Here is a 24253-nt window from a genome sequence, read left to right on the forward strand (position 1 = left end):
TGGGGTTACTCCTAGGGGGGCGGCCGGAGCGCGGCAGGCGCGGGACTTCGCCGACTGGTGCCTGAAGGGCGACCCGCCGACGGTCGCCACGGCTTCGTACCAGGCCGCTCGCATGTTCGTGGCCGGCCGCTTCGCCGGCGAGGCTCGCGGTGCTTGGGGAGCTCACCGAGCGCTTCCGGCCGACCTGGTCGAAGCCGACCCGTCCGCGACACCGTCGGTCCAGGCGGCTCTCACGCCAGCAGGCGGGCGATCTCCAGCTGGCGGTCCTCGACCGGGCGGCCGTCCTTCACGTCCCACAGGGCGTTCTGGAGCAGGCGGCCGAAGGTAAGGCGCGGGCCCGGGCGCGGTCCAGGCCGAGGACGTCGGTCATCGCGTCGAAGCGCCAGCGGACCTCGGCCGCGTCGAAGCGGTTGTGCAGGGCGGGCCACAGCTCGAAGCCGGGGTCGCCGGCCAGCGGCTTGGGGTCGATGGCGAGCCAGTCGGCGCGGTCGGCGGCGAGGACGTTCTCGTCGTGCAGGTCCCAGTGGAGCAGCCGGTCGCCGGGCTCGTGGACGACCTCGCGCACGGCGGCGGCGCAGTCGGCGACGATCCGGCGGGCCGCGGGATCCGGGACGCGCTCCAGCGCCCACGGGGTCCGTTCCAGCATGGCCTCGGCGATGTCGCCCAGCTGGCGCAGGCCGGGCGGGGCCGGGAAGGACGTGAGGTGGGCCAGCAGCCGGGCGATGACCAGGACGGCCTCGCGGGTGTCGCCGAGGCCCGCGAGCATCCGGGACTCGTCCAGGCGCTCCAGGAGCATGGTGCCGGTGGCCGGGTCGTGGTCCAGGAGCCGTACCGCCCCGTCGCCGTCCCACACGCGCAGGGCGGCCGGTTCGCCCACGCTCTCCTCGTCCGTCAACTGGAGCTTGAGGACCGCGCGGAGGCCGTCGGCGCGGACGACCGGCAGGACCAGGGCGCTGACGCCGTTCATCGACGGCCCGTCGAGCGTGAGCCGCCAGCGGCGCAGGAAGTCGGCCGCGAGGTCCGGCAGCGCGGCGATGAACGCCCGCCCCGCCGCGCCGTTGTACGTCTCCTGCGCCTGCGCCAACTCGCCGGGGATGTCGATCACGAAGCGGACGATACCGGCGTGCGTGAATCGGCTCATGCGAATTCTCCGGGGCCTGAGCGGGGTGTGGGCGTATGTCCGCGGTGCTCCCGGCACGTACGTGTGGCTGGGCATCCTGTTCGTGACGACCGTCGCGCTGCACCACATGTCGCCGGAGTTCGAGGAGCACTTCCTGCGGCGGCGGTCGACGAACATCCATGAGCTGTCCCGCAATCCGGTGCGGGTGCTGGTGGCCAGCGCGATGTGGATCGAGAACGGGTACTGGGTGCCGTACGCCCTGCTGTACACGGTGTTCCACGCGCCGGCCGAGCGCTGGCTGGGCACGGTCCGCTGGCTGGCGGTGTGCGCGCTGGCGCACGTGCTGGCCTCGCTGATCAGCGAGGGGGTGCTGCTGGAGGCGATCCGCCGGGACATGGCCCCGCACTCGGCGGTGAACACCCTGGACATCGGGGTGAGTTACGCGCTGGCCGGGATGATGGCGGTGCTGGTCTACCGGATCGCGGCGCCCTGGCGGTACGCGTACCTGCTGGCGGTGCTGGCCGTGTTCGGGCTGCCGCTGGCCGCCGGGCCGACCTTCACCGACTTCGGTCACCTCGTCGCCGTACTGATCGGCCTGGCCTGCTATCCGCTGGCCAGGGGCCGCGGAAAACCATGGAATCCGAAGGAGACACTGGCCGGGCTCAGGGGTTAACGTCCCGGCCATGAGCAGCTCGGCGAGCAGTGTCGTGAACGGTGGCATCTCCTTCTGGTACGCGGACGACGGCCTTCCGGCGGTGCGGGAGCCGCTGTCCGGGGACGCGTCCGCCGACGTCGTGATCGTGGGCGGCGGCTACACGGGTCTGTGGACCGCGTACTACCTGAAGAAGGCCGCCCCCTTCCTGCGCATCACCGTCCTGGAGCAGAAGTTCTGCGGGTACGGCGCCTCCGGCCGCAACGGCGGCTGGCTGTACAACGGGATCGCGGGCCGGGACCGGTACGCGAAGCTGCACGGCCACGAGGCCGCCGTACGGCTCCAGCGGGCGATGAACGACACCGTGGCCGAGGTGATCGCGGTCGCCGAGGCGGAGGGCATCGACGCCGATGTGCACCGGGGCGGCGTCCTGGAGGTGGCCACCACTCCGGCGCAGCTGGCCCGGCTGAGGGCGTTCCACCAGCACGAGCTGTCGTACGGCGAGAAGGACCGGGAGCTGTACGGTGCCCGGGAGACCGCCGAGCGGATCCGGATCGCGGACGCGGTCGGCTCCACCTGGACCCCGCACGGGGCCCGGCTGCACCCCGTGAAGCTGGTCAAGGGGCTCGCGGCGGCCGTGGAGGCGCTCGGCGTGACCATCCACGAGTCGACGCCGGTGACGGAGATCCGCCCCAAGCACGCGGTCACCCCCTATGGCACCGTCCGCGCGCCCTACGTCCTGCGCTGCACCGAGGGCTTCACCGCCTCCCTCAAGGGGCAGCGGCGGACCTGGCTGCCGATGAACTCCTCGATGATCGCGACCGAGCCGCTGTCCGAGGAGCAGTGGGCGGCGATCGGCTGGTCGGGCCGGGAGACCCTCGGCGACATGGCGCACGCCTACATGTACGCCCAGCGCACGGCGGACGGCCGGATCGCGCTCGGCGGGCGCGGGGTGCCGTACCGCTTCGGTTCGCGCACCGACAACGACGGCCGGACGCAGGCGGCGACGGTCGAGGCGCTGCGGGAGATCCTGACCCGCTTCTTCCCGTCCCTGGCCGGGGTGCGGATCGAGCACGCCTGGTCGGGCGTGCTCGGGGTGCCGCGCGACTGGTGTGCCACGGTGACGCTCGACCGCTCCACCGGCCTCGGCTGGGCGGGCGGCTACGTCGGCTCCGGCGTCGCCACCACCAACCTGGCCGCCCGCACCCTGCGCGACCTGGTGCAGCGGGACTCCGGGCAGGGCGGGCCGACCGAGCTGACGGACCTGCCCTGGGTGGACCACAAGGTCCGCAAGTGGGAGCCGGAACCCTTGCGCTGGCTGGGCGTCCAGGGCATGTACGCCACCTACCGCGCCGCCGACCAGCGCGAACGCCTCCACCCGGGCACGGAGTCCTCGCGCCTGGCGAAGGTGGCCGACCGGGTGGCGGGACGGCACTGAGGCCCGGTCCGCGGGCCGGTTACCCTCGCGGCATGATTCGTACCGCGACCCCCGACGACGTCCCCGTCATCCACAGCATGGTCCGTGAGCTGGCCGAGTACGAGAAGGCGCCCGAGGAGGCCCGGGCGAGCGAGGCGCAGTTGCGGGAGGCGCTGTTCGGGGAACGGCCGGCCGCGTTCGCGCACATGGCGGTGGACGAGGCGAGCGGGGAGCCGGTCGGGTTCGCGCTGTGGTTCCTCAACTTCTCCACCTGGCGCGGGGTGCACGGCATCTATCTGGAGGACCTGTACGTCCGCCCGGAGGCGCGCGGCGGCGGCCACGGGCGGGCGCTGCTGGCCGAGCTGGCACGGATCTGCGGGGAGCGCGGGTACGAGCGGCTGGAGTGGTCCGTACTGAACTGGAACCGGCCGGCGATCGGTTTCTACGAGGCGCTGGGCGCCCGGCCGCAGGACGAGTGGACGGTGTACCGGCTCACGGACGAGTCCCTGACCGCGCTGGGCTCGGCCGGCTGACACCGGTCACGGCGGTGGCGCCCCAGGTGGCCGGGGCCGCGGTGGTGGGGGTCGTGGCGGCGGTGGTCCGGCGGCTCCGGGCCGTCCGTGGCCGGTCGCGCAGTTCCCGCGCCCCTTGGGCCGGCGAGCCGCAGCGTGTCCGAAGGCGCGGGGCTGGACCGGTGTGCGGCTCCGCGGTGCGGGCGGCGAGCGGGCGCCCGCCCGGGACGACGAACCGCGCCGTGCGCCGTACCGCCGCGCCACGTCGCACTCCGCAGTGCCCCGCCGCCCCGGTCGCCGTCCGTCAGGGTTCCAGCACGACCTTGCCGATCGTGTCCCGTCCCTCCAGTGCCCGGTGCGCGGCGGCTGCCTCCGCGAGGGGGAAGCGGGTGACGGCCGGGCGCAGCCGGCCCCGGGCGGCCTCTTCGAGCGCGCGCAGTTCCAGCGCGCGCAGGCCGCCGGCGCGCTCCAGCATCGCCGGGCCGAGCACGGACTCCGAGACGCCCTCGACGTGGTACCCCTGGCCCTGCCCGATGCCCTCCGCCGACCAGCCGAACACCAGGTGCCGGCCGCCGGGGCCGAGCAGGGCGACGGCCTCCCGGGCGGCCTGGCCTCCCACGCCGTCGTAGACGAGGGAGGCGGGCCGGCCGCCCAGGTGGGCGCGGACCTTGGCGGGCCAGTCCGGTGCGGTGTAGTCGACGGCGAGGTCGGCGCCGGCGGCCCGGACGCGGGCGGTCTTCTCCGGGCCGCCCGCGAGCCCGATCACGGTCGCCCCGGCGTTCTCGGCGTGCTGCACGAGCAGGGTGCCGATGCCGCCGGCCGCGGCCGGTACGACCACCACGTCGTCCGGTCCCGGCTCGGCGAACTGCGCGATGCCCAGCGCCGTACGGCCCGTGCCGATCATGGCGACGGCGGCGGCGAAGTCCAGGTTCTCCGGGATGTCGTGCAGGCGCTCGACCTCGGTGACGGCGAGTTCGGCGTACCCGCCGGGCGCGAAGCCCAGGTGGGCCACCACCCGCCGGCCGAGCCACAGGCCGTCCACGCCGTCGCCGAGCGCGTCCACGACCCCCGCGACCTCCCGGCCGGGCACGGTCGGCAGGCGGGGCGGTTCGGGCAGCGGGCCCTGGTGGCCCTCCCGCAGGGCCGCGTCGAGCAGGTGCACGCCGGCCGCGGCGACCGCGATCCGCACCTGGCCGGGGCCCGGGACGGGGTCCGGGAGCTCCTCGTAGGTCAGGTTCTCGGCCGGACCGAAGGCGTACAGGCGGACGGCGTGCATGGGACCCCCAGGGAGACGAGGCGCGGTGTGATCCCCACCCTCGGACCTCAAGCGCGCTTGAGGTCAAGGGCGGGCCGGCCGAGGATCAGGGACACCGCCGTCACCGCGCTGTTGAAGGACACCTCCGCGAGCACGCCCGGGGCCGCCACCTGGTCGCCGACGAGGTAGACCCCGTCGCCGCGGTCCACGGCGGGCCGGTCCCGCCAGCTGCGGCCCGGCAGGTCCACGGCCCCCGTACGGCCGTCCGCCACGGCCTCCCGCCGCCAGGTCACCCGCTCACGCCACCCCCGAAACCCCAGGTCGAGCAGGCGCTCGGCGCGGGCCACGCCGTCGGTCCGGGCCTGGCCGGGCCCGATCGGGAACTGCCCCTGGATCAGCTGCTCCCCGGCCGGCGCGAGGGACGGGTCCTGTGCGGTGAAGCGCTCGATCCAGCCGGGCGCGTCCAGGTCGGAGACGGCGAAGGCGTCCCCGCGCCGGGTGCGCACGGCGAGGTCGAGGAGGACGGTACGGCCGCTCGGCCACTCCAGCGCGTCGTCGCGGAGCAGCCGCCGGGCGGCGGGCAGGCCGGTGGCGACGACCACCGGGGTGTCCTCCGGCAGCTCGTCCACCCGGGCCCCGGTCTCGATCCGCACGCCCATGTTCCAGGCCCGCGCGGCCATCCGGCCGACGACCCCGCCCCAGCCGCCGCGCGGATAGTGCGCCTCCGGCGGCAGCTTGGCGGCCCGGCGCAGCCGCTCGTGGACGAAGGCGGCGGACAGGCCGCCCGGGTCGTGGTGGAACAGCGCCACCGCCGCGTAGTGCGCCGCCGCGCGGGCGCCCTCCTCCCCGGCGATCCCGGTCGCCCAGCCGAGGAAGTCGGCGTCGACGGGGGCCGGGCCGACCCGGCGCCGCAGCAGCTTGAGCATGGCGAAGGGCGGGGTGCGGCGCAGCACTCCGTGGTGGCGCAGCCGCAGCCGGGCGGCCTCCAGGGGCGGCAGCGCGGCGAGCGGGCCGATCAGGTCCCGCTGCCTGAGCCAGGCCCAGTGCGGGCCGCCGGCGTAGAGCGCGTGCGGGCCCTCGTTGGTCCGGTACGGCCCCTGTGCCGTCCGGGCCCGCCCGCCCAGGGTGCCGTGGGCCTCGTACACGGTGACCTGGGCGCCGGCCTCGGCGGCCGTGATCGCGGCGGTGAGTCCGGCGAAGCCGCCGCCGATGACGGTGATGTGGTGCGCGGGCTTGTGCATGGTTCTCCCTGGGGTCGGTGCGCCTGCTCGGGAGTACGACGGCCGGCGCCCCGCTTCGTGTGACATCCCGCGTGTCCGCCCAGCTCGGGGCGGATTGTCAGTGGCGGGGTGCAGCATGGGGGACATGGTGAGGCGAGCGGCGGGTGCGGGTGCGGCAGGGGTGAAGGGCGCGCGGCGGCCGGAGGTGCGGCTGCCGCCCCTGGAGCCGTGGGCCGAGGCGGAGTTGGAGCCGGACGGCGACTACGACGGGCTGGAGTTCCGGGACTGCGACCTGACCGGGCAGGACGGCGCGGGTGCCCGGTTCATGGACTGCGCGCTGACGGGCTGCGCGCTGGACGAGACGGCGCTGGGCCGGGCCCGGGTGCTGGACTCGGTGCTGACCGGACTGCGCGGGGTCGGGACGCGGTTGGCCGAGGCCACGCTCAGAGACGTCGAGCTGGTCGACGCGCGTCTGGGCGGTACGCAGCTGCACGGCGCCGTGCTGGAGAGAGTCGTGATCCGGGGCGGCAAGATCGACTACCTGAACCTGCGCGAGGCCCGCCTCAAGGACGTCGTCTTCGAGTCCTGCGTCCTGGTCGAGCCGGACTTCGCGGGCGCGCGCCTGGAGCGGGTGGAGTTCACCGACTGCGCCCTGAAGGGGGCCGACTTCGGCGGGGCGACCCTGACGGACGTCGATCTGCGCGGGGCCGCTCCGCTGGAGATCACCCGGGGCCTGGACCGGCTCTCCGGCGCGGTGATCAGCACGGGCCAACTGCTGGACCTGGCCCCGGTGCTGGCGGCGTCGATGGGCATCCGGGTCATGTGACCGGCGTCATCGATTCCTGGGCTCGTCCAGCTTGTCCAACTCGTCCAGCTCGCCGCCGCGCACGCCGCCGACGGCATCCTCGCCCCGCGCCGGTGGAGCCGGGTGTGACGTTCCACGCCTCAAGTGCGCTGGAACAGAAGGAGGTTGAGGCTGGATCCCATGTCCGTATAACGGATTCCGCAGCATGGTATCCGGATACGACCACGTAAATTCTTGACGGCGCTCTGTCAAACAGACGGGTTCCGGTGTCACTCTCTCCTCGCCCGCCGCGTATCTGTGCATCCCCTGTGGCCCCTCTGTGCCCCTCCTCACGGGTGGCCCGGCTTGCCGTCGCCGTACAGCCAGTCCTTCCAGATCCCGCCGAAGTCCTGGTCCGGGACCTTCTTCTCGACGTACGCGGTGAAGTCGGCGGTGCTCGCGGTGGCGTGGCGGCGGGCGGCGGCCCAGCCCTGGAGGATGGCGTAGAAGGTGTCGTCGCCGGCCTTCTGGCGGATCTTGTGCAGGACCATCGCGCCGCGCTCGTAGACCGGGCTGCCGGAGATGTGCGCGGCATCCGACTGCTTCGCCGGCGGGAAGGCCCAGATGTCCTCGCGGTCGCCCTCGTACAGGCGGGTGAACGTCTGCTGGGCGGTGGGCCCGCCGTGGTCCTCCTGGTACAGCCACTCCGCGTACGTCGCGAATCCCTCGCCCAGCCACATGTCCCGCCAGGACCGGGGGGTGACCGAGTCGCCGTACCACTGGTGGGCGAGTTCGTGCACGAGGATCGAGGTGCTGAGCTGGTCGGCGGGGAAGACGGGCCGGTTCTGGGTCTCCAGGGCGTAGCCGGCGTCGTGCGGGCGGTCGACGATCGCGCCGGCCGAGGAGAAGGGGTAGGGCCCGAAGTTGTACTCCTCCCAGTCCAGGATCTCCGGGAGCTTCGCGAGCACCTTGGCGCTCGCCTTGGCCTGGGTGGGATCGACGGCGGTGAGGACGGGCAGACCGTGCGGGCCGGTGCCGCGGGTGATGTCGTAGTGGCCGATGGCGACGGTGGCGACATAGCTCGCCATGGGCCGGTCGGTGTGCCAGTGGTACGCGGTACGGCCGCCCTTCGTGCTCTGTTCCGTCAGCTCGCCGTTGGAGATCGCCTGGAGGCCCTTCGGGACGGTGACCGTGATGTCGTACGCCGCCTTGTCGCAGGGGTGGTGGTTGCCGGGGAACCAGGCCATGGAACCGACGGGTTCGCCGAGGGCGAGGGCGCCGTCGGCGGTGGGCAGCCAGCCCTCCTCGGAGCCGTCGGGGTCGGTGAGGGTGCGCGGGGTGCCCGAGTAGCGGACGGTGGTGCGGAACGTCTCGCCCCGGGTGAGGTCGTCGTGCGGGCGGACGGTGAGTTCCTGTCCGGCGCGGTTCCAGCGGGCGTCCTCGCCCTCGACGGTGACCGAGTCGACGCGCAGCCCGGCGAGGTCGAGGTCGAAGGCGGGCAGGTCCCGGGTGGCGCGGGCGGTGATGACGGCCGTGCCGGTGAGCCGGCGGGTGGCCGGGGTGTAGTCCAGGGTGAGGGCGTAGTGGCCGACGTCGTAGCCGCCGTTGCCGGCCTTCGGGAAGTACGGGTCGCGCACCCCGGAGCCGCCCGGGACACCCCGCACGCCACCGTCGCACGCGGTGCCGGTGAGGGCGAGGCCGAGGAGCGCGCAGAGGGCCGGGACAAGGCGCGCGGATCCGGACATGCCAGCGATCTTAGGCACGCGGGACCGTCACGGACAGGGTCCGCCGCGTCGAAGGCGAGGGCGGCTCGGCAGGGCCGTTGCCCGGAAGCGGGGCCGGGGCCGGCAGGGCCCGCTGGTCTGGAGGCGAGGTCGGGTCGACCTCGGTTCGCTGGGCCGTGGGAGAGGTCGGGTGGGGTGGCGTGACACCATCTCCTGCGTGCTCGACATCGGCTACGCCCTCTCCAACCGGTTCCCCGACCCCCCGCAGACCGACTACCGCCGCGCGGACGTCCACGCGCTGCGGTACGACCTGTTCTGCGGGGACGTCTACCTCGCGGACACCGAGTCCGACCGGGAGCTGTCCACAGCCTGGGGATGGGTGCCGGTGCTGGACTTCGCGTGGGCGCTGTGCGACATCGTGGAACGGCTGGACCAGGACCCGATGGGCTCCCGCGCCGCCCGCCCGCAGCGGGCGGAACTGGACTTCACCGAGTCCACCGACCGCATGCTCTTCGAGCGCCGCTTCGGCTGGGTCGACATCGCCGCCGACTGGATGCCGGCCGAGGAGTCCCCGCTGACCTTCTCCCACGCCGAACTGCGCCGCGAGGCCCGCGACTTCCTGCACGACCTGCTCGCGGACCTCGTCGACCTCCACGAGGACCTGGGGGAGAACCCGGCGATCTGGACCCTCCAGGCCCGCTTCCCCCGGGTGCGGTGAGGAGGGCCCCCGGCTGCGAGCCGGGGGCCTCTCGCACGACCGAGTCCGTCAGACGTTCACGCCGAAGTCCTGGGCGATGCCGACCAGGCCCGAGGCGTAGCCCTGGCCGACCGCGCGGAACTTCCACTCCGCGCCGTTGCGGTACAGCTCGCCGAAGATCATGGCCGTCTCGGTGGCCGCGTCCTCGGACAGGTCGTAGCGCGCGATCTCGGCGCCGCCCGCCTGGTTGACGATGCGGATGTAGGCGTTGCGGACCTGGCCGAAGTTCTGGCCGCGGTTCTCGGCGTCGTAGATGGAGACCGGGAAGACGACCTTCTCGATGTCGGCCGGGAGCGCGGCCAGGTTGACGTTGATCGCCTCGTCGTCGCCGGCGCCCTCGCCCGTGCGGTTGTCGCCCGTGTGGACGATCGAGTTGTCCGGGGTCTGCTTGTTGTTGAAGAAGACGAAGTGGGCGTCCGAGTAGACCCTGCCCTGGGGGTTCACCGCGATGGCGGAGGCGTCCAGGTCGAAGTCGGTGCCGGTCGTGGTGCGGACGTCCCAGCCGAGGCCCACGGTGACGGCGGTCAGGCCCGGAGCCTCCTTGGTGAGCGAGACGTTGCCACCCTTGGACAGGCTTACAGCCATGTTGGGAGTCCCTTCCTTAGATATCCCGTGCATATCGGTGCACTCTGTGCCGACGAAGCTACCGTCACCGGGGACAACGTCGAGGGGGGTCCCCGTGGTTCCGGATCCCTTTACCTTTTTTACCGAACCGGAAATCAAGGTGACGTGAGGCGGGCCGGGCCGGGAACATGAAAGACATGTCCGGGCCCTACCTCATCCGTGGCTCCGTCTCGCTTCCCGAGGCCGAGCTGATGTGGCGTTTCTCCAGGTCGTCAGGGCCCGGTGGACAGCACGTCAACACCAGCGACTCGCAGGTCGAGCTGCGCTTCGACCTCGCCCGCACGGAGGCGCTCCCTCCGGTGTGGAAGGAGCGGGCGCTGCGGCGGCTGGCCGGCCGCCTCGTCGACGGGGTGGTGTCCGTACGGGCCTCGGAGCACCGCTCCCAGTGGCGCAACCGGGAGGCCGCCGCCGTACGCCTCGCCGCGCTCCTCGCGGAGGCCACCGCGCCGCCGCCCAAGCCCCGCAAGCCGACCCGCATCCCGCGCGGCATCAACGAACGCCGGCTGCGGGAGAAGAAGCAGCGCGCGGAGACCAAGCGGGGCCGATCGGGCCGGGACTGGGGTTAGGCAGACAGGACCCGCGCCCTGTCACATCTGCCGGCTCCCTCTCGTCAGGGCGTGCAGGAGCTCTCGCGACCGCCGGGGGCGACGACGGAGAGGCCGCAGCCACCCATGACCGACCACGCATTTCTCGCCGAGCGCTTCGAGGCCCACCGGGGTCATCTGCGGGCCGTCGCCCACCGGATGCTCGGCTCCGCCGCCGAGGCCGAGGACGCCGTCCAGGAGGCGTGGTTCCGGCTGAGCCGGTCCGACACCGGCGAGGTGGAGAACCTCGGCGGCTGGCTGACGACCGTCGTCGGCCGGGTCTGCCTCGACATGCTCCGCTCCCGCCGCTCGCGGGGCGAGCAGCCGCTGGAGACCTGGCACCCGGCGCCCTCCGCCGAGCCGGACCCGGTGCGCGACGCCCTGCTCGCCGACTCGGTCGGGCCGGCCCTCCTCGTCGTCCTGGACACGCTCTCCCCGGCCGAGCGGCTCGCCTTCGTGCTGCACGACCTGTTCGGGGTGCCCTTCGAGGAGATCGGCGGCATCCTCGGCCGCAGCCCGGCCGCGGCGCGGCAGCTCGCCAGCCGGGCCCGGCGCCGGGTGCGGGGCGTGCGGGCGCCGGAGGCCGACCTGGCCCGGCAGCGGGAGGTGGTGGACGCCTTCCTGGCCGCCGCGCGGAACGGCGACTTCGACGGGCTGCTGGAGGTGCTCGACCCCGAGGTGGAGGCCCGTACCGAGGCCGGTGTGAACAGCGGTGCGGCCCGCGTCGCCGCCGCCGCGGCGAGCTTCGCCCATCTGGCGCGCGTCGCGCGTCCGGTGCTGGTCGACGGGGCGACCGGCCTGGCCGTGTTCGCCGACGGGCGCCCGGAGCGGGTCCTGGCCTTCGCCTTCGTCGCCGGCCGCATCTCGGTGATCGACATCATCACCGAACCCGCCCGGCTGGCGGACCTCACCGTCGAGGAGCTCCGGCTCGGGACGGGGCCTGGCTCAGGACAGGTCCAGCACCCCCACCGTCTGGTCCCCGCTCGTCTCCCCGTTCTTCCGGAAGCCCAGGCGGAGGTAGAACTCCTCGGGGCCGTGCGGGCCGGGGTGCCAGCAGACGTACAGCTCCGTGCCGCCCCGGCGGCGGATCTCGCCGGCCACGGCGTCGACGGCGAAGCGGCCGTAGCCCCTGCCCTGCTCGCCGGCGGCGACGTTCAGCCGCCACAGCCCGGAGCGGTGCACGCCGCCGTCACCGTGCCAGTCGATGTCGAAGAAGGCCATGAGGAAGCCGACGACGCGGCCGTCGTCGACGATCAGGCGGGGCCAGGCGACGTCCCGGGGGTGGACGTACGCCTCGGCGAGGGACCGTACGACCGGTGAGACGGCGTGTTCCTGGTCGGGGCGGACGCGGAGGGCGACGGCGGTGTCGAAGTTCCCCGGGGTCACTTCTTCCAGACGTGGTGTCATCCGCGCACCGTAGGCAGGCGGTCCCTCCGCCCGCCACGGAATTCGCCGCTCGGCCCGACGGGGCCGCGAGGCGGTGCCCGGCTCAGCCCAACTGCCGGTACCGCCCCCGGAAGTACATCAGCGGGCCCCCCTCGGCGCTCGGCACCCGGGCGGTGAGGACACGGCCGATGACCAGGGTGTGGTCCCCGGCGGTCACCCGCTGCTCGGTCCGGCACTCCAGGGTGGCCAGCGCGCCGCCGACCAGCGGGGCGCCGGTGACCTCGCCCCGGACGTAGGGGATGTCCTCGAAGAGCAGCCGGTCGCTGATGCGGCCCCTCATGGCGAAGCGGCCGGCGATGTGCCGCTGGCTCTCGGTGAGGACCGACACCGCCCACAGCGGCTGCTCGTCGAGCAGGTCGTCCATGCGGGCGCCCGTGCGCAGGCTGACCAGGACCAGCGGCGGGTCGAGGGAGACGGACATGAAGGCGGTGGCGGTCATGCCGACGTCCTCCGCGCCCGGCGCCTCGGAGTCGTCCGGGTCCAGCGGCGGTTCCTGCGCGGTCACCAGGACCACGCCCGCGGCCAGCCGGGACATGGCGGCCCGGAACTCGTCGTTGCTCACCCCCTCAGCATGCCCGGAAGGCAGGGGGGTCGTGGGGGAGGGAGTCTTCAGCACGCCGGAAACGCTAGTCTCCGCCCCGCGCGGCCCGCATCGGCCCTCCGCCCGAGCCGGGTCCTAGGACCAGCGGCGCACCCAGGCGTCGACCGGCCGGATACGTGCATCATGTGAGCACAGGCACACGCTGTGCGTTCAGGAAACGCACAGGGCAAACGCAGAAACTCCACTCAATTGTTCACGTTCTCCTGTGACTTGAGTCACAAGGGGTGGGAATTGTTGACCCTGTGTACCGAGTGGGCTTCGCGCTGTGATTCAGTGGCGGGGAAGCCACGAAGAGGTTCAGACACAACCCTTGATTCGCTGCGAGGTCTCGGGGGGAGGGTGAGCATGGAGACCGAGTCGGAGCCGTATGTCCGTCTTGCGTCCCTGCGACAGCTGCACCAGGTCATGGCCGACATGAACACGGCACGCAGCCTGGCGGACACACTGCAAACCGTCGCGGACGGCGCCGTGTCCGCCCTCGGCTACGAGATGGCGGCCGTCAACCTGGTCCGCCAGGACGGCGATCTCGTGGTCGCCGCCTTCTCCGGCAACTCCGCCGCCGAGGCCCTGATCACCGGCCGGGCCGGCTCACGCGAGTCCTGGGACCGGCGGCTGAACATGGGCGAACGCTGGGGCGACCTCGTCTTCATACCGCACACCGAGGGCTGGGTCCTCGACGACGACGACGTCCCCCAGTGGTACACCGACGGGCCCGAGCCGCGCTTCGAGGACGAGTGGCACCCCGCCGACCGGCTCTTCGCGCCCATGTACACCCCCGGCGTGCAGGGCTCCACCTGCGGCGAACTGCTCGGCGTCATATCCGTCGACCGGCCGCGCAACGGCCGCCGTCCCGGCGCCTGGGGCCGCGAGGCCCTCCAGATGTACGCCTTCCAGGCCGCCATCGCGATCAGCAACGCGCGCCTGCGCGCCAACATGCAGCGTGCCCTGGTCCGCCTGGAACGCGAGCAGCAGGCCCTGCGCGCCAGCGAGGAATCCTTCCGGCAGGCCTTCGAGTACGCCCCCTCCGGCATGGCCATCGCCGAGATGGGCGGCGACCAGCACGGCCGCATCCTGCGCACCAACGACGCCCTGTGCCGGCTGCTCGGCCGGCCCGCCTCCGCGATGCGCCGCTACTCCTTCGCCGACCTCGTCCACCCCGAGGACGTCGGCACCCTGCTGCGGACCTCCGCGGAGGGCGGCCGGGCGGAACTGCGCCTGGGCCGCCGCGACGGCACCTACGTCTGGGTGTCCCTGCGCAACAGCGTCGTCGCCGACGCCGCGGACGGCCCCCGCTTCCTCCTCACCCACGTCGAGGACATAGAGGAGCGCAAGCGGCGCGAGCTCCAGCTCGCCCACCGCGCCTCCCACGACTCGCTGACCGGCCTGCCCAACTCCGCCGAACTGCGCGCGCGTCTGTCCGCCCGGCTCTGCCGGCGCCCCGCCCACGCCGACGCGCTGGAGTCCCTGGACGCGGCCTACGGCCACCCCGCCTTCGACACCCCCGCAGGCCACGGCTTCGACTTCGCGCCGGGTGCGGAGGGCTTCGACGCCTACGACCACCATGTGCACACCGTCGCCCCCGAGGACGGCCCTGACGACGGCACCAAGGGCCTCGCGGTCCTCTTCTGCGACCTCGACGGCTTCAAGTCGATCAACGACCGGTTCGGGCACAACGCGGGCGACGCCGTGCTCATCGAGGTCGCCCGGCGGCTGAGCAACGGCGTCCGGGACGGCGACACGGTCGCCCGGCTCGGCGGCGACGAGTTCGTGATCCTCGCCGACGGCCTCGGCCGGGCCGACGCCCAGGACCTCGCCGTACGGCTGCGCAACGAGATCATCCAGCCGATCCGCGCCGAGGGCCGGGCCGTCCGGGTCGGCGCGAGTTTCGGCATCGGCTGGGCACACTGCGGCATGACGGCGGACGAGGTGCTGAAGTCCGCTGACGAGCGGATGTACATAGAGAAACGATCTCGTCCCAAACAGCACCGGCGTGCTGGATGAAGCGCAGGTCAGCGAGTTGATGCGGTCTGAGTCACCCGTTTGGACGAGTGGGAGCGGGTAGGCTCGCCATTCCAACCCGTACCATATCCGCCCGCACCTGTTGAGGAGTACCAAGGGATGACGCCCGGCGACAACGGCGCGAGCACGCCCGAGGACGACGACCCGTTCGGCTACCTGTACGCAGACGGCCAGGCCCGGGGAGCCCAGCCGCCGTCCGGCGGTTACGGCTACCCGAACTCGGTCAGCAGGGTGCGCACGGTCGGCGAGCGCAGCTACGGCGCACAGCAGGCCGGCCAGGGCGTTCCCCAGCAGGGCGCCTACGGCCAGCCGAACGCCCACTACCAGGCACCGGAGACGCTGCCCGGCGGTGCCCCGGCCTCCCGCCGCCCCGCGGCCCCGGCGCCCGGCCGCCGCGGCCCCAACACCAAGGGCCTGCTGATCGGCGCCATCGCGGTGGTCGCCGCGGTCGTCATCGGCATCGGCGTCGCGATGATCAACGGCAACACGGACGACGACAAGTCCGGCAACGAGGCCGGCTCCACCCCGACCCAGTCCCAGACCAGCAGCCCGAGCCCGTCGGGCAGCGGTTCGGCGACGAGCGACTCGATGCAGTCCGACGCCTCGGCCCTCACACCGGCCGGCGGTGCGTCGACGGCTTCGGAAGTCAAGGGAGCGACCTCCTCCGACGGCAGCTATGTGACGGGGCTGAACCAGCCCGGTGCCTCGGTCAGCTGGAACGTCAACGCCCCGTCGGACGGTCCGTACACCCTGTTCGTCTACTACAGCGCGGCCGGTGACGACCAGTCGATGTCGGTCACCGTCAATGGCACCCCGTTCGGCAGCAAGCTGGGCCTAGAGAACTACCGGCACGCCAAGGACGGCGACTTCGCCAATGGCTGGACCCGCTCCTACGTGTGGCCGACCCTGAAACAGGGCTCCAACACGATCTCCATCTCCTGCGGTTCCGGCGACAAGTGCAACGTCCTGATCAGCAACGTCAAGCTGAAGCCGGGACAGGTAAAGAAGGACAGCTAGGCCGCGCTGACCACTCCGGTCACCGTCACCCGTCCCCGCAGCTCCTCGTACGCCGCGCGGTCGAACTCGCCCGCTGTCGGGGACCGCACGGTGGCCGCCGACAAGGCGACCGCGCGGGTGAGGCGGTCCGGCCAGCAGAGGTGTTCCACCAGGCCGGACAGCAGGCCCGCCACCGCCGAGTCGCCGGCGCCGGTGGGGTTGCCGAATGCGGGGGCCGGCGGAGTGGCGCGCCAGCGGCCGTCGGGGGTGACGGCGAGCAGGCCGTCCGCGCCGAGGGAGGCGACCACCGCGTGGGCGCCGCGGCGCCGGGCGTCCTGGGTGGCGCGCAGCGGGTCGTGGGAGCCGGTGAGTTCGGCCAGTTCGTCGGCGTTGGGCTTGATGATGTCCGGGCGGGCCGCCACCCCGCGGCGCAGGGGCTCACCGCTGGTGTCCAGCAGGACGGGGACACCCTGCGCACGGGCCAGCCGGACCAGCTTCGCGTACGCGCCGACCGGCACCCCCGGGGGCAGGCTCCCGCACAGGGCCACCGCCGAGGCGCCGCCCAGCAGTTCCTCGTAACGGTCGAGGAAGGCGCCCCACTCGGCCGGCTCGATCTGCGGGCCGGGCTCGTTCAGCTGGGTCGTGTCACCTGACCGCTCGTCGACCACGGCTATCGTGCGCCGGGTCGCCCCGGAGACCGGCACCAGCGCGTCCGTCAGGCCGGGCGTGCCGGTCAGCCCGTCGCGCACCGCCCGGCCCGTCCCGCCGCCCGCGAAGCCGGTGACCGTCACGTCCTGGCCGAGCGCGGCCAGGACCCGGGCCACGTTCACGCCCTTGCCGCCGGGCCGCTCGGCCACCTCGGAGACGCGGTGCGTCGCGTGCGGTCGCAGCGACCGTACGCGATAGGTGATGTCGAGAGCGGTGTTCAGCGTGACCGTGAGGATCACCCGGGCCGACCTCCCTCGAAGTCCGTGCGGCTGTCTCGGTTTTCCGGGGTCCCGATCATGCCAAAGAGACGGCGGTCGGCCCAGTGCGCGGGTCGGCCTCCGTCTCCTCGACGTCGGTACGGATCAGGGCAGTTGGGGCGCTACCACCCATTCGCCCTGCCGCATCACGCCCTTCAGCGCGAAGTCCGCGTCCAGCAGGACCAGGTCGGCGTCCTTGCCGGGCTCCAGCGACCCGACCCGGTCGGAGAGACCGAGCAGCCGGGCCGGGTTGGCCGACAGGGCGGTCACGGCGTCCTCCACCGACAGCTTGTCGACGGTCACCGCCCGCTGGAACGCGCGGTCCAGCGTCAGCGTGGAGCCCGCGATCGAACCGCCCTCCACCAGCCGGGCCACGCCCTCGCTGACCTCGACCTCCAGCGGGCCGAGCATGTAGCGCCCGTCACCGATGCCGGCCGCGTCCATCGCGTCGGTGATGAACGCCACCCGGTCCGCGCCCGCGTGACGGAACGCCAGCTCCAGCGCGGCCGGGTGCAGATGGACGCCGTCGTTGATCAGCTCGACCGTGACCCGCTCGTCCTCCAGCAGGGCGGCGATCGGGCCGGGCGCGCGGTGGTTCAGGGCGGGCATGGCGTTGAAGAGGTGGGTGGCGACGGTGGCGCCCGCGTCGATCGCCTCGACCGTCTGCTCGTAGCCGGCGTCGGTGTGCCCGATCGCCGCGAGCACGCCGTGCTCGACGAGCAGCCGTACGGAGTCGATGCCGCCCGGCAGCTCGGTCGCGAGGGTGACCATCTTCGCCTTGCCGCGCGCCGCGTCGATCAGCTTGCGGACCTCGGCCGGGTCCGGGTCGCGCAGCAGCTTCTCGGAGTGCGCGCCCTTGCGGCACGGGGAGATGAACGGCCCCTCGAAGTGGATGCCCGCGATGTCGCCCTGCTCGGCCAGCTCGCTCAGCAGGCCGGCCTGACGCACCAGCAGGTCCATCTCGTCGGTGACGGTGGAGGCGACGAGGGTGGTGGTGCCGTGGACGCGGTGCGTGTGGACGGCGGTGAGGATCTGCTCGGCGGTGCCGGAGAAGGAGGCTCCGCCCCCGCCGTGGTTGTGGATGTCCACGAAGCCGGGGACGAGCCAGTGGCCGGTGACGTCGATCGGTCGGGCGTCGGCCGGCGGGGTGCTGGTGATGCGCCTGCCCTCGATCGCCAGCCGGCCGTTGCGCACCGTTCCGGTGGGGAGCACCACGTTCGCGCCGGTGAGCAGTTGCGGGCCGGTGGGGGTCGAGCGCGCGGTGCCCCGCGCCCCTGACGGGGCGCCGTACCTGTCCGGAGTTTCCCGCTCGGTTGCCATCAGGTGCTTACCTCCGGAGTCGTAGAAGTGGCCGTCAGCAGGTCCTGCGCGAGGAGCCCCGCGCCGAGGCAGCCGGCCGTGTCGCCCAGCGCCGCCGGGACGATCGTCGGCAGTTTCTGGAAGGTGACCCGGTGCCGGACGGCGTCCCGCAGGGGCCGGAACAACACTTCCCCCGCCTCGGCCAGCCCGCCACCGATGATCAGCGTGCGGGGGTCCAGCAGGGTGAGGGCGGTGACCAGCCCGTCGGCGAGCGCGTCCACCGCCTCCTGCCAGACCCGGACGGCGTTCGGGTCGCCGGACGCGACGGCCTCGGCGCAGTCCGCCGCGTCCGCCCCGGGGTCGCCGCAGGCCGCCGCCCATGCCTCGCTGACGGCGGACGCGGAGGCGTACCGCTCCAGGCAGCCGCGCTGCCCGCAGGGGCAGACCGCGCCCGCGGGGCGTACGACGATGTGGCCGATCTCGCCCGCGAAGCCGTGCGCGCCTGCCTCCACCCGGCCGTCGATGCCGATGGCACCGGCGATCCCGGTGCCCAGCGGCACGAACAGGAACCGGTCCGCGCCCCGGCCCGCGCCGATCCGGCCCTCCGCGAGGCCGCCGGTGCGGACGTCGTGGCCGAGGGCGACGGGCACCCCGAGCCGGTCGGCGAGCAGGGCCCGCAGGGGTACGTCCCGCCAGCCCAGGTTGGCGGCGTAGACGGCGGTGCCGGTCGCCTCGTCGACGATGCCGGGGACGGCGATGCCGGCCGCGCCGGCGGGCTCGCCGTAGTGCTCGACGCCGTACGCGCGCAGCTCGGCGGCGAAGTCGAGGATGCCCGCGAGCACCGCCTCGGGGCCGCGCTCACGGCCGGTGGCGCGGCGGGCGCGGTGCAGCAGCGCGCCGTCGTCGCCGACGAGGGCGGCCTTCATCCCGGTACCGCCCACGTCGAGGGCGATGACATGTCTCACCACGGGGCTAGTGTGACCCTCCCACCCAGGAGAGGTCTAGTCCACTCACGTGGTGTAGACCTTACGTGTCCACATATTGAACCGTCAGACAGCAGGGTTGGGGCTTTGAACGTGCGTCGGCGTACGGCAGGAACGATCGCGGTGGTGTCCGCACTGGGCATGACGGCGGTCCTCGGCGGCTGCGGGAGCACGGGCTCCTCCGACGTGACCCTCCGGCTCGTCGCCGCCGACTACGGCGACTCCGCCGCCAACAGCTCCAGGAAGTACTGGGACGCCCTGGCCAAGGAGTACGAGAAGCAGCACTCGGACGTGAAGGTCGAGGTCAGCGTCTACTCCTGGAACGACGTCGACCGCAAGGTCAAGGAGATGGTCGACGCCGGCCACGCCCCGGACATGGCCCAGATCGGCGCCTACGCCGACTACGCCGCAGCCGGCAAGCTCTACCCGGCCTCCGACCTGCTCTCCATACGCACCCAGGCGGACTTCCTCTCCCCGCTCTCCGACGCCGGCCAGTGGAAGCACGCGCAGTACGGCATCCCGTTCGCCGCCTCCACGCGCGTGCTCTTCTACAACAAGACCCTGTTCGCCAAGGCCCACCTCACGGCGCCCACCACCTGGGATCAGCTGGCCGCCGACGCCACGGCGCTCAAGGCACAGGGCGTGAAGTACCCGTACGCGCTGCCGCTCGGCCCCGAGGAGGCCCAGGCCGAGACCATGCAGTGGCTGCTCGGCGGCGGCAACGGCGGCAGCGGCTACACCGACGACGTCGGCACCTACACCATCGACTCCGCCCCCAACGTCGAGACCTTCACCTGGCTCAAGGACGAACTGGTGGACAAGGGCCTGACCGGCCCGGTCGCCCCGGGCAAGCTCAACCGCGCCGCCGCGTTCGCCGCGTTCGCCGACGGCCAGGTCGGCATGGTCAACGGGCACCCCACGCTCATCCAGCAGGCGGCCAGGAAGGGCGTGGAGTTCGGCACGGTGCCGATGCCGGGCCGCACCGGCAGGGCCAGGGCCTCCATGGGCGTCGCCGACTGGATGATGGGCTTCAAGCAGAACGGGCACGCCGAGCAGATCGGCGACTTCCTCGACTTCGCCTACAGCGAGAAGAACGTCCTCGACTTCTCCCGCAAGTACGGGCTGCTGCCGGTCACCAGCTCCGCGTCCAACACCATGGCGGCGTCGGACGCCGCCGCCGACAAGGCCCTGCGTCCCTTCCTGGAGCAGCTGCCGACCTCGGAGCTGTACCCCGTCGGCAAGACCTCCTGGGCGGCGGTCAGCGCGGCCGTGAAGCAGAACATCGGGCAGGCGGTCGCCCCCGGCGGCAGCCCCGCCGGCGTCCTGACCCGCTTGCAGTCGACGGCCATGGCGGCCGACAGCAGCAGCGCGAGCTGAGCGGCGCTGTCGGTGCCCGCCGCTACCGTGGCAGGCATGGAACTGGGCACCCGCGAGAAGGCGATCCTCGCGCTGGAGCGCCGGGCCTTCCCCGGCCCCGGCGCGAAGGAACGCGCGATACGCGAGGAGCTGGACCTGTCCCCCGTCCGCTACTACCAGCTCCTCAACGCCCTCCTGGACGACGAGCGGGCCCTGGCCCACGACCCGGTGACGGTCAACCGCCTGCGCCGGATCCGCGAGGCGCGCCGCGCGGAACGCTGAGTCCCCGGGCGGAGCCCCCGGCAGGGGTCCGGGACATGAGGCGCCGGAACCCCGGGCGTGAGGCACCCGGAGCTGGATAGTGTCGCGGTATGGACGCTATGGACGCTCTGCCGACCCCGCGCACCCAAGCCGGCCAGGACGGTCTCGCCGCCCTGCTCGCGCAGCCCCGCACCGCCCTGATCGGCCTGGACTTCGACGGCACGCTGGCCCCGATCGTCGCCGACCCCGAACAGGCCCGCGCCCACCCCGGGACCGTACCCGCCCTCGCCGCCCTCGCCCCCGAGATCGCCTCCGTCGCCGTGATCACCGGCCGCCCGCCCGAGGTCGCGGTCCGCTACGGCGGCTTCGCCGGCGTCCCCGGCCTGGAGCACCTCACCGTCCTCGGCCACTACGGCGCCGAGCGCTGGGACGCGGCCACCGGCGAGGTCACCGCGCCGCCCCCGCACCCCGGCGTGGCCGCCGTCCGCGCCGAACTGCCGGGCCTGCTGGAGCGCGCCGGGGCACAAGAGGGCACGTGGATCGAGGAGAAGGGCCGGGCGCTGGCGGTGCACACCCGCCGGGCCCCCGACCCGCAGGCCGCGTTCGAGGCCCTGCGCGCCCCGCTCGCCGACCTCGCCACCCGGCACGGCCTGATCGTCGAGCCAGGCCGCATGGTCCTGGAACTGCGCCCACCGGGCATGGACAAGGGCGTGGCCCTCCTCGACCACGCCCGCTCCGTCCACGCCGGCTGTGTCGTCTACGCCGGCGACGACCTGGGCGACCTCCCCGCCTTCGCCGCGGTCGAGAAGCTCCGCACCAACGGCGTCCCCGGCCTGCTGGTGTGCAGCGGCAGCACGGAGGTCACGGAACTCGCGGACCGGGCCGACCTGGTGGTCGACGGCCCGCAGGGAGTCGTGGGCCTGCTCCGGGCGCTGGCCGCTCAGCTCGGCCGGGGGTCCAGCGCCGCCAGCTGATCGAGGAACCACCGGGCCGGCGGCAGCGCGGTCGCGGCGGCGGCCAGTCGCTTCGAGCGTTCCGCCCGCGCGTCCGCCGGCAGGGTCAGCGCCTCGTGCAGGGCCCGCGCCGTGCCCGCGATGTCGTACGGGTTCACCACGAAGGCGTCCTCGCCCAGCTCCTCGTACGCCCCCGCCTCCCGTGACAGCACCAGCGCGCAGCCCCCGTCGGAGACGACCGGGACCTCCTTGGCGACCAGGTTCATGCCGTCCCGGATGGGGTTCACCAGCGCCACGTCGGCCAGCCGGTACGCGGCCAGGGAGCGGGCGAAGTCGTCCTTCACGTGCAGCACGACCGGGGTCCAGCCGGCCGTGCCGAACCGCTCGTTGATCTCGTCCGCGACCTGCCGCACCTGCGCGGTGTACTCGCGGTACACGGCGAGGTCCTGCCGGGACGGGTAGGCGAAGGCCACATGGACGACCTTCTCCCGCCACTCGGGGTGGTCCTCCAGCAGCTGCTCGTACGCCAGCAGCCCGCGCACGATGTTCTTGGACAGCTCGGTCCGGTCCACCCGGACGATCGTCTTCCGGTCCGCTCCGATCTCCGCCCGCAGCGCCGCCATCCGCTCGTCCACGTCCGGCTCGTGCGCCCGCTTGCGCAGGAAGTCCGCGTCCGCGCCCAGCCCGTGCACCCCGATCCGGGTGCCGGAGGGGATACCGGGCCCGAGCACCGCGTGGCAGCAGTCCGTGAACGCGTCCGCCCACCGCCGGGTGAGGAACGCCGCCCGGTCCGCGCCCAGGATGCCGCCGAGCAGCTCGGCCGCGATGTCGTCGGGAAGGAGCCGGAAGTAGTCCGGCGGCGCCCACGGGGTGTGCGAGAAGTGGCCGATGCGCAGGTCGGGCCGGAGCTGCCGGAGCATCCGCGGGGCCAGGGCCAGGTGGTAGTCCTGGATCAGCACGGCCGCGCCCTCGGCCGCCTCCTCGGCCAGCGCCTCGGCGAACGCCCGGTTGTAGGCCTCGTACGACGCCCACTGCCGCCGGAAGCCGGCGTCGAAGACCGGTTCCAGCGGGGTCTGGTACAGCATGTGGTGGACGAACCAGAGCACCGAGTTGGCGATGCCGTTGTACGCCTCGGCGTGCACGGTCGCGTCGATGTCGAGCATCCGAACCCGCTGCCCGCCGGTCTCCTCGGCCGGCAGCAGCCCGCCGTCCGCGCGCCGGACGGCCGCCCGGTCGCCGTCGCCGAGCGCGGCGCACACCCACACCGAGCCCGCGTCGGACCCGATGGCGGACAGTCCCGAGACCAGCCCGCCGCCGCCCCGCCGGGCGTGCAGCGAGCCGTCCTCGCCCACCTGATAGGAGACCGGGCCGCGGTTCGACGCGACCAGCACCTGAGCCTTCTGAGCAGCATCGAGCGTGGAAGCCATACGCCTCAACCTAGCCCGGCCCCGAACCGCTCAAACGTACGGCCCGCCCGGGGAAGCCGACCGTATACGGCCCGTTCAGGCCACCTTCCGTTCGGCGTACTCCGCGATCTCCACCATGGGCGGCCGTTCCTCGGTGTCCACCGAGTAGGTGCGCGGCTCGAACCCCGCCTCCCCCCGCTCGAACTGGGTCAGCGCGGGCCGGACCAGATGGCCGCGGGCCAGCCGGAGCTGGGCGGTGCGGTAGATCGCGGCGGCCATCCGGCCGAGCGCCTGCCCGTCCTGGTGCCGGTGCCTGCGCACGCCCACGTCGACCTGGGCCAGCGCGTCCAGGCCCACCAGGTGCAGCGCGTCCACCAGCATGCCCAGCTCCACGCCGTAGCCGACGGGGAACGGCAGCTGTTCCAGCAGCGTGCGGCGGGCCGCGTACTCGCCGCCCAGCGGTTGCACGAACCCGGCCAGCTGTGGCCAGTGCATGTTCAGCAACGGACGGGCCATGAGTTCGGTGACCCGGCCGCCCTGCCCGGCACTGCCGCCGAGCGGACGGTCGTACATCGCCTTGACCAGGTCGACGTCCGGGTCGGTGAACAGCGGGCCGACGATCCCGGAGACGAAGTCGGAGGAGAACTCCCTGAGGTCCGCGTCGACGAAGCAGACGATGTCCCCGCCGGTCACCAGCAGCGACCGCCACAGCACCTCGCCCTTGCCGGGGACGGCCGGGACGCGCGGCAGGATGGCGTCCCGGTGGACGACCCGGGCGCCCGCGCGCGCGGCGACCTGGGAGGTGCGGTCGGTGGAGCCCGAGTCGACGACCACGATCTCGTCGACGAGCGGCACCTGCTCCACGAGGTCGTGCCGGATGACCTCGACGATGTCGCCGACGGTCTCCTCCTCGTTGAGCGCGGGCAGGACGACGCTGACGGTCTGGCCCGTGCGCTGCTTCGCGGCGAGGATCTGGTGCAGCGGACGATCGGCCACGGACCAGGACCGGGTGGTCAGCCAGCGCTCGACTTCTTCCAGCACAGTCTGTGGCTCCTCACTCTTGTCTCGCGGTTCGGACGACTATCTCAACTGTCCCGGCCGTCGGTTACAGTCTTGAACAACGCCGATGACCATCGCATGTCGGGGGTCGGGTGCGTTCCACAACCGCATACCGCTCATCCAGAGGGGCAGAGGGACACGGCCCGGTGAAGCCCCGGCAACCCCCCTGACCGGACTCGTTCGCGCGAGGCTCACGGCCAGGGAAGGTGCCAATTCCGTCTCACGGCGAGATGCGTCGTGGGGAAGATGAGGAGAAAGGG

The 24253-nt window shown here is 73.1% G+C and carries 22 protein-coding genes, 2 pseudogenes and 1 riboswitch; of the genes and pseudogenes, 12 read left to right on the plus strand and 12 right to left on the minus strand.

The window, feature by feature from the left end; all coding sequences use genetic code 11:
- Positions 1–230: 230 nt before the first annotated feature.
- Positions 231–1141, minus strand: a pseudogene (locus tag IE294_RS10835) (aminoglycoside phosphotransferase family protein).
- On the opposite strand from IE294_RS10835, the gene IE294_RS10840 reads away from it, so the two are divergent.
- From IE294_RS10840 to IE294_RS10850, 3 genes are read left to right on the plus strand one after another with little or no spacing between them, the layout of a single operon-like run.
- Positions 1140–1793, plus strand: a complete 654-nt coding sequence (locus IE294_RS10840) for a rhomboid-like protein (RefSeq protein WP_189884755.1) — start codon at positions 1140–1142, stop codon at positions 1791–1793. The pseudogene IE294_RS10835 and the gene IE294_RS10840 overlap by 2 nt on opposite strands.
- A 10-nt stretch (positions 1794–1803) precedes the next feature.
- Entirely contained in the window at positions 1804–3210 is a 1407-nt protein-coding gene (locus IE294_RS10845; RefSeq protein ID WP_189884757.1) for an NAD(P)/FAD-dependent oxidoreductase, read from the plus strand.
- A gap of 32 nt (positions 3211–3242) precedes the next feature.
- Positions 3243–3722: a GNAT family N-acetyltransferase gene (locus IE294_RS10850; RefSeq protein WP_189884759.1), complete on the plus strand. Its 480-nt coding sequence runs from the start codon at positions 3243–3245 to the stop codon at positions 3720–3722.
- Positions 3723–4005: 283 nt separating this feature from the next.
- On the opposite strand, the gene IE294_RS10855 is transcribed toward IE294_RS10850, so the two are convergent.
- The gene (locus tag IE294_RS10855; RefSeq protein WP_189884761.1) at positions 4006–4977 is read right to left on the minus strand and encodes a zinc-binding dehydrogenase; all 972 of its coding nucleotides are present in this window, start codon (positions 4975–4977) and stop codon (positions 4006–4008) included.
- Positions 4978–5024: 47 nt separating this feature from the next.
- Positions 5025–6197 carry an FAD-dependent oxidoreductase gene (locus IE294_RS10860; RefSeq protein ID WP_189884763.1) on the minus strand — a complete coding sequence of 391 codons (1173 nt, stop codon included), beginning with the start codon at positions 6195–6197 and terminating at the stop codon, positions 5025–5027.
- A 124-nt stretch (positions 6198–6321) separates the two neighbouring features.
- On the opposite strand from IE294_RS10860, the gene IE294_RS10865 reads away from it, so the two are divergent.
- A complete protein-coding gene (locus tag IE294_RS10865) occupies positions 6322–7002 on the plus strand; it encodes a pentapeptide repeat-containing protein (RefSeq protein WP_189884765.1) in 681 nt (226 codons plus the stop codon).
- Positions 7003–7310: 308 nt separating this feature from the next.
- On the opposite strand, the gene IE294_RS10870 is transcribed toward IE294_RS10865, so the two are convergent.
- Complete coding sequence (locus tag IE294_RS10870; protein WP_189884767.1) at positions 7311–8705, minus strand: M1 family metallopeptidase; 1395 nt, start codon at positions 8703–8705, stop codon at positions 7311–7313.
- 196 nt (positions 8706–8901) lie between these two features.
- On the opposite strand from IE294_RS10870, the gene IE294_RS10875 reads away from it, so the two are divergent.
- A complete protein-coding gene (locus IE294_RS10875) occupies positions 8902–9402 on the plus strand; it encodes a hypothetical protein (protein ID WP_189885208.1) in 501 nt (166 codons plus the stop codon).
- Positions 9403–9450: 48 nt separating this feature from the next.
- On the opposite strand, the gene IE294_RS10880 is transcribed toward IE294_RS10875, so the two are convergent.
- A complete protein-coding gene (locus IE294_RS10880) occupies positions 9451–10026 on the minus strand; it encodes a TerD family protein (protein WP_014673433.1) in 576 nt (191 codons plus the stop codon).
- Positions 10027–10193: 167 nt separating this feature from the next.
- Here IE294_RS10880 and arfB point away from each other — a divergent pair, with 167 nt between their 5' ends.
- Positions 10194–10631: an alternative ribosome rescue aminoacyl-tRNA hydrolase ArfB gene (arfB, locus tag IE294_RS10885; protein WP_132785418.1), complete on the plus strand. Its 438-nt coding sequence runs from the start codon at positions 10194–10196 to the stop codon at positions 10629–10631.
- Positions 10632–10736: 105 nt separating this feature from the next.
- Positions 10737–11670 (plus strand): annotated as a pseudogene (locus IE294_RS10890) (sigma-70 family RNA polymerase sigma factor).
- Here IE294_RS10890 and IE294_RS10895 read toward each other — a convergent pair.
- Together IE294_RS10895 and IE294_RS10900 are read right to left on the minus strand one after the other, a co-directional pair.
- A complete protein-coding gene (locus tag IE294_RS10895; RefSeq protein ID WP_189884769.1) occupies positions 11595–12056 on the minus strand; it encodes a GNAT family N-acetyltransferase in 462 nt (153 codons plus the stop codon). The pseudogene IE294_RS10890 and the gene IE294_RS10895 sit on opposite strands and share 76 nt — an antisense overlap.
- Before the next feature lie 82 nt (positions 12057–12138).
- Positions 12139–12711, minus strand: coding sequence for a flavin reductase family protein (locus tag IE294_RS10900; protein ID WP_189884771.1), 573 nt, complete (start codon positions 12709–12711; stop codon positions 12139–12141).
- A gap of 330 nt (positions 12712–13041) precedes the next feature.
- Here IE294_RS10900 and cdgB point away from each other — a divergent pair, with 330 nt between their 5' ends.
- Both cdgB and IE294_RS10910 read left to right on the plus strand, forming a co-directional pair.
- A complete protein-coding gene (gene cdgB, locus IE294_RS10905; RefSeq protein WP_189884778.1) occupies positions 13042–14697 on the plus strand; it encodes a diguanylate cyclase CdgB in 1656 nt (551 codons plus the stop codon).
- 117 nt (positions 14698–14814) lie between these two features.
- A complete protein-coding gene (locus tag IE294_RS10910; protein WP_189884780.1) occupies positions 14815–15732 on the plus strand; it encodes a carbohydrate-binding protein in 918 nt (305 codons plus the stop codon).
- On the opposite strand, the gene IE294_RS10915 is transcribed toward IE294_RS10910, so the two are convergent.
- From IE294_RS10915 to IE294_RS10925, 3 genes are all read right to left on the minus strand, one after another.
- On the minus strand, positions 15729–16658 hold the full coding sequence (locus IE294_RS10915; protein ID WP_189884782.1) for a 1-phosphofructokinase family hexose kinase: 930 nt from the start codon (positions 16656–16658) through the stop codon (positions 15729–15731). The genes IE294_RS10910 and IE294_RS10915 overlap by 4 nt on opposite strands.
- 123 nt (positions 16659–16781) lie before the next feature.
- On the minus strand, positions 16782–17909 hold the full coding sequence (gene nagA, locus IE294_RS10920) for an N-acetylglucosamine-6-phosphate deacetylase (RefSeq protein WP_189885210.1): 1128 nt from the start codon (positions 17907–17909) through the stop codon (positions 16782–16784).
- Between the two features lie 86 nt (positions 17910–17995).
- A complete protein-coding gene (locus tag IE294_RS10925) occupies positions 17996–18940 on the minus strand; it encodes an ROK family protein (RefSeq protein WP_189885212.1) in 945 nt (314 codons plus the stop codon).
- 111 nt (positions 18941–19051) lie between these two features.
- Between IE294_RS10925 and IE294_RS10930 the strand changes: the two genes are divergently transcribed.
- The 3 genes from IE294_RS10930 (at position 19052) to otsB (ending at position 21549) form a co-directional block, all read left to right on the plus strand.
- Positions 19052–20335, plus strand: a complete 1284-nt coding sequence (locus IE294_RS10930) for an ABC transporter substrate-binding protein (RefSeq protein WP_444545311.1) — start codon at positions 19052–19054, stop codon at positions 20333–20335.
- Positions 20336–20371: 36 nt separating this feature from the next.
- Positions 20372–20596 carry a DUF3263 domain-containing protein gene (locus IE294_RS10935; RefSeq protein WP_189884786.1) on the plus strand — a complete coding sequence of 75 codons (225 nt, stop codon included), beginning with the start codon at positions 20372–20374 and terminating at the stop codon, positions 20594–20596.
- An 89-nt stretch (positions 20597–20685) separates the two neighbouring features.
- Positions 20686–21549, plus strand: coding sequence for a trehalose-phosphatase (gene otsB, locus IE294_RS10940; protein ID WP_189884788.1), 864 nt, complete (start codon positions 20686–20688; stop codon positions 21547–21549).
- On the opposite strand, the gene IE294_RS10945 is transcribed toward otsB, so the two are convergent.
- Together IE294_RS10945 and IE294_RS10950 are read right to left on the minus strand one after the other, a co-directional pair.
- Positions 21516–22955, minus strand: a complete 1440-nt coding sequence (locus IE294_RS10945; protein WP_189884790.1) for an alpha,alpha-trehalose-phosphate synthase (UDP-forming) — start codon at positions 22953–22955, stop codon at positions 21516–21518. The genes otsB and IE294_RS10945 overlap by 34 nt on opposite strands.
- A gap of 75 nt (positions 22956–23030) precedes the next feature.
- Positions 23031–23975, minus strand: coding sequence for a glucosyl-3-phosphoglycerate synthase (locus IE294_RS10950; protein WP_189884792.1), 945 nt, complete (start codon positions 23973–23975; stop codon positions 23031–23033).
- Positions 23976–24106: 131 nt separating this feature from the next.
- A riboswitch (SAM riboswitch) is annotated at positions 24107–24246 on the plus strand.
- The last annotated feature ends 7 nt before the right edge of the window (positions 24247–24253 follow it).

The sequence above is a fragment of the Streptomyces canarius genome, assembly GCF_014650735.1.
Classification (GTDB): Bacteria; Actinomycetota; Actinomycetes; order Streptomycetales; family Streptomycetaceae; genus Streptomyces; species Streptomyces olivaceoviridis.

Coding starts and splice junctions, on each gene's coding strand:
- IE294_RS10840 (WP_189884755.1), top strand. CDS start 1,140: ATGCGAATTCTCCGGGGCCTGAGCGGGGTGTGGGCGTATGTCCGCGGT.
- IE294_RS10845 (WP_189884757.1), top strand. CDS start 1,804: ATGAGCAGCTCGGCGAGCAGTGTCGTGAACGGTGGCATCTCCTTCTGG.
- IE294_RS10850 (WP_189884759.1), top strand. CDS start 3,243: ATGATTCGTACCGCGACCCCCGACGACGTCCCCGTCATCCACAGCATG.
- IE294_RS10855 (WP_189884761.1), bottom strand. CDS start 4,977: ATGCACGCCGTCCGCCTGTACGCCTTCGGTCCGGCCGAGAACCTGACC.
- IE294_RS10860 (WP_189884763.1), bottom strand. CDS start 6,197: ATGCACAAGCCCGCGCACCACATCACCGTCATCGGCGGCGGCTTCGCC.
- IE294_RS10865 (WP_189884765.1), top strand. CDS start 6,322: ATGGTGAGGCGAGCGGCGGGTGCGGGTGCGGCAGGGGTGAAGGGCGCG.
- IE294_RS10870 (WP_189884767.1), bottom strand. CDS start 8,705: ATGTCCGGATCCGCGCGCCTTGTCCCGGCCCTCTGCGCGCTCCTCGGC.
- IE294_RS10880 (WP_014673433.1), bottom strand. CDS start 10,026: ATGGCTGTAAGCCTGTCCAAGGGTGGCAACGTCTCGCTCACCAAGGAG.
- arfB (WP_132785418.1), top strand. CDS start 10,194: ATGAAAGACATGTCCGGGCCCTACCTCATCCGTGGCTCCGTCTCGCTT.
- IE294_RS10895 (WP_189884769.1), bottom strand. CDS start 12,056: ATGACACCACGTCTGGAAGAAGTGACCCCGGGGAACTTCGACACCGCC.
- cdgB (WP_189884778.1), top strand. CDS start 13,042: ATGGAGACCGAGTCGGAGCCGTATGTCCGTCTTGCGTCCCTGCGACAG.
- IE294_RS10910 (WP_189884780.1), top strand. CDS start 14,815: ATGACGCCCGGCGACAACGGCGCGAGCACGCCCGAGGACGACGACCCG.
- IE294_RS10935 (WP_189884786.1), top strand. CDS start 20,372: ATGGAACTGGGCACCCGCGAGAAGGCGATCCTCGCGCTGGAGCGCCGG.
- otsB (WP_189884788.1), top strand. CDS start 20,686: ATGGACGCTATGGACGCTCTGCCGACCCCGCGCACCCAAGCCGGCCAG.
- IE294_RS10945 (WP_189884790.1), bottom strand. CDS start 22,955: ATGGCTTCCACGCTCGATGCTGCTCAGAAGGCTCAGGTGCTGGTCGCG.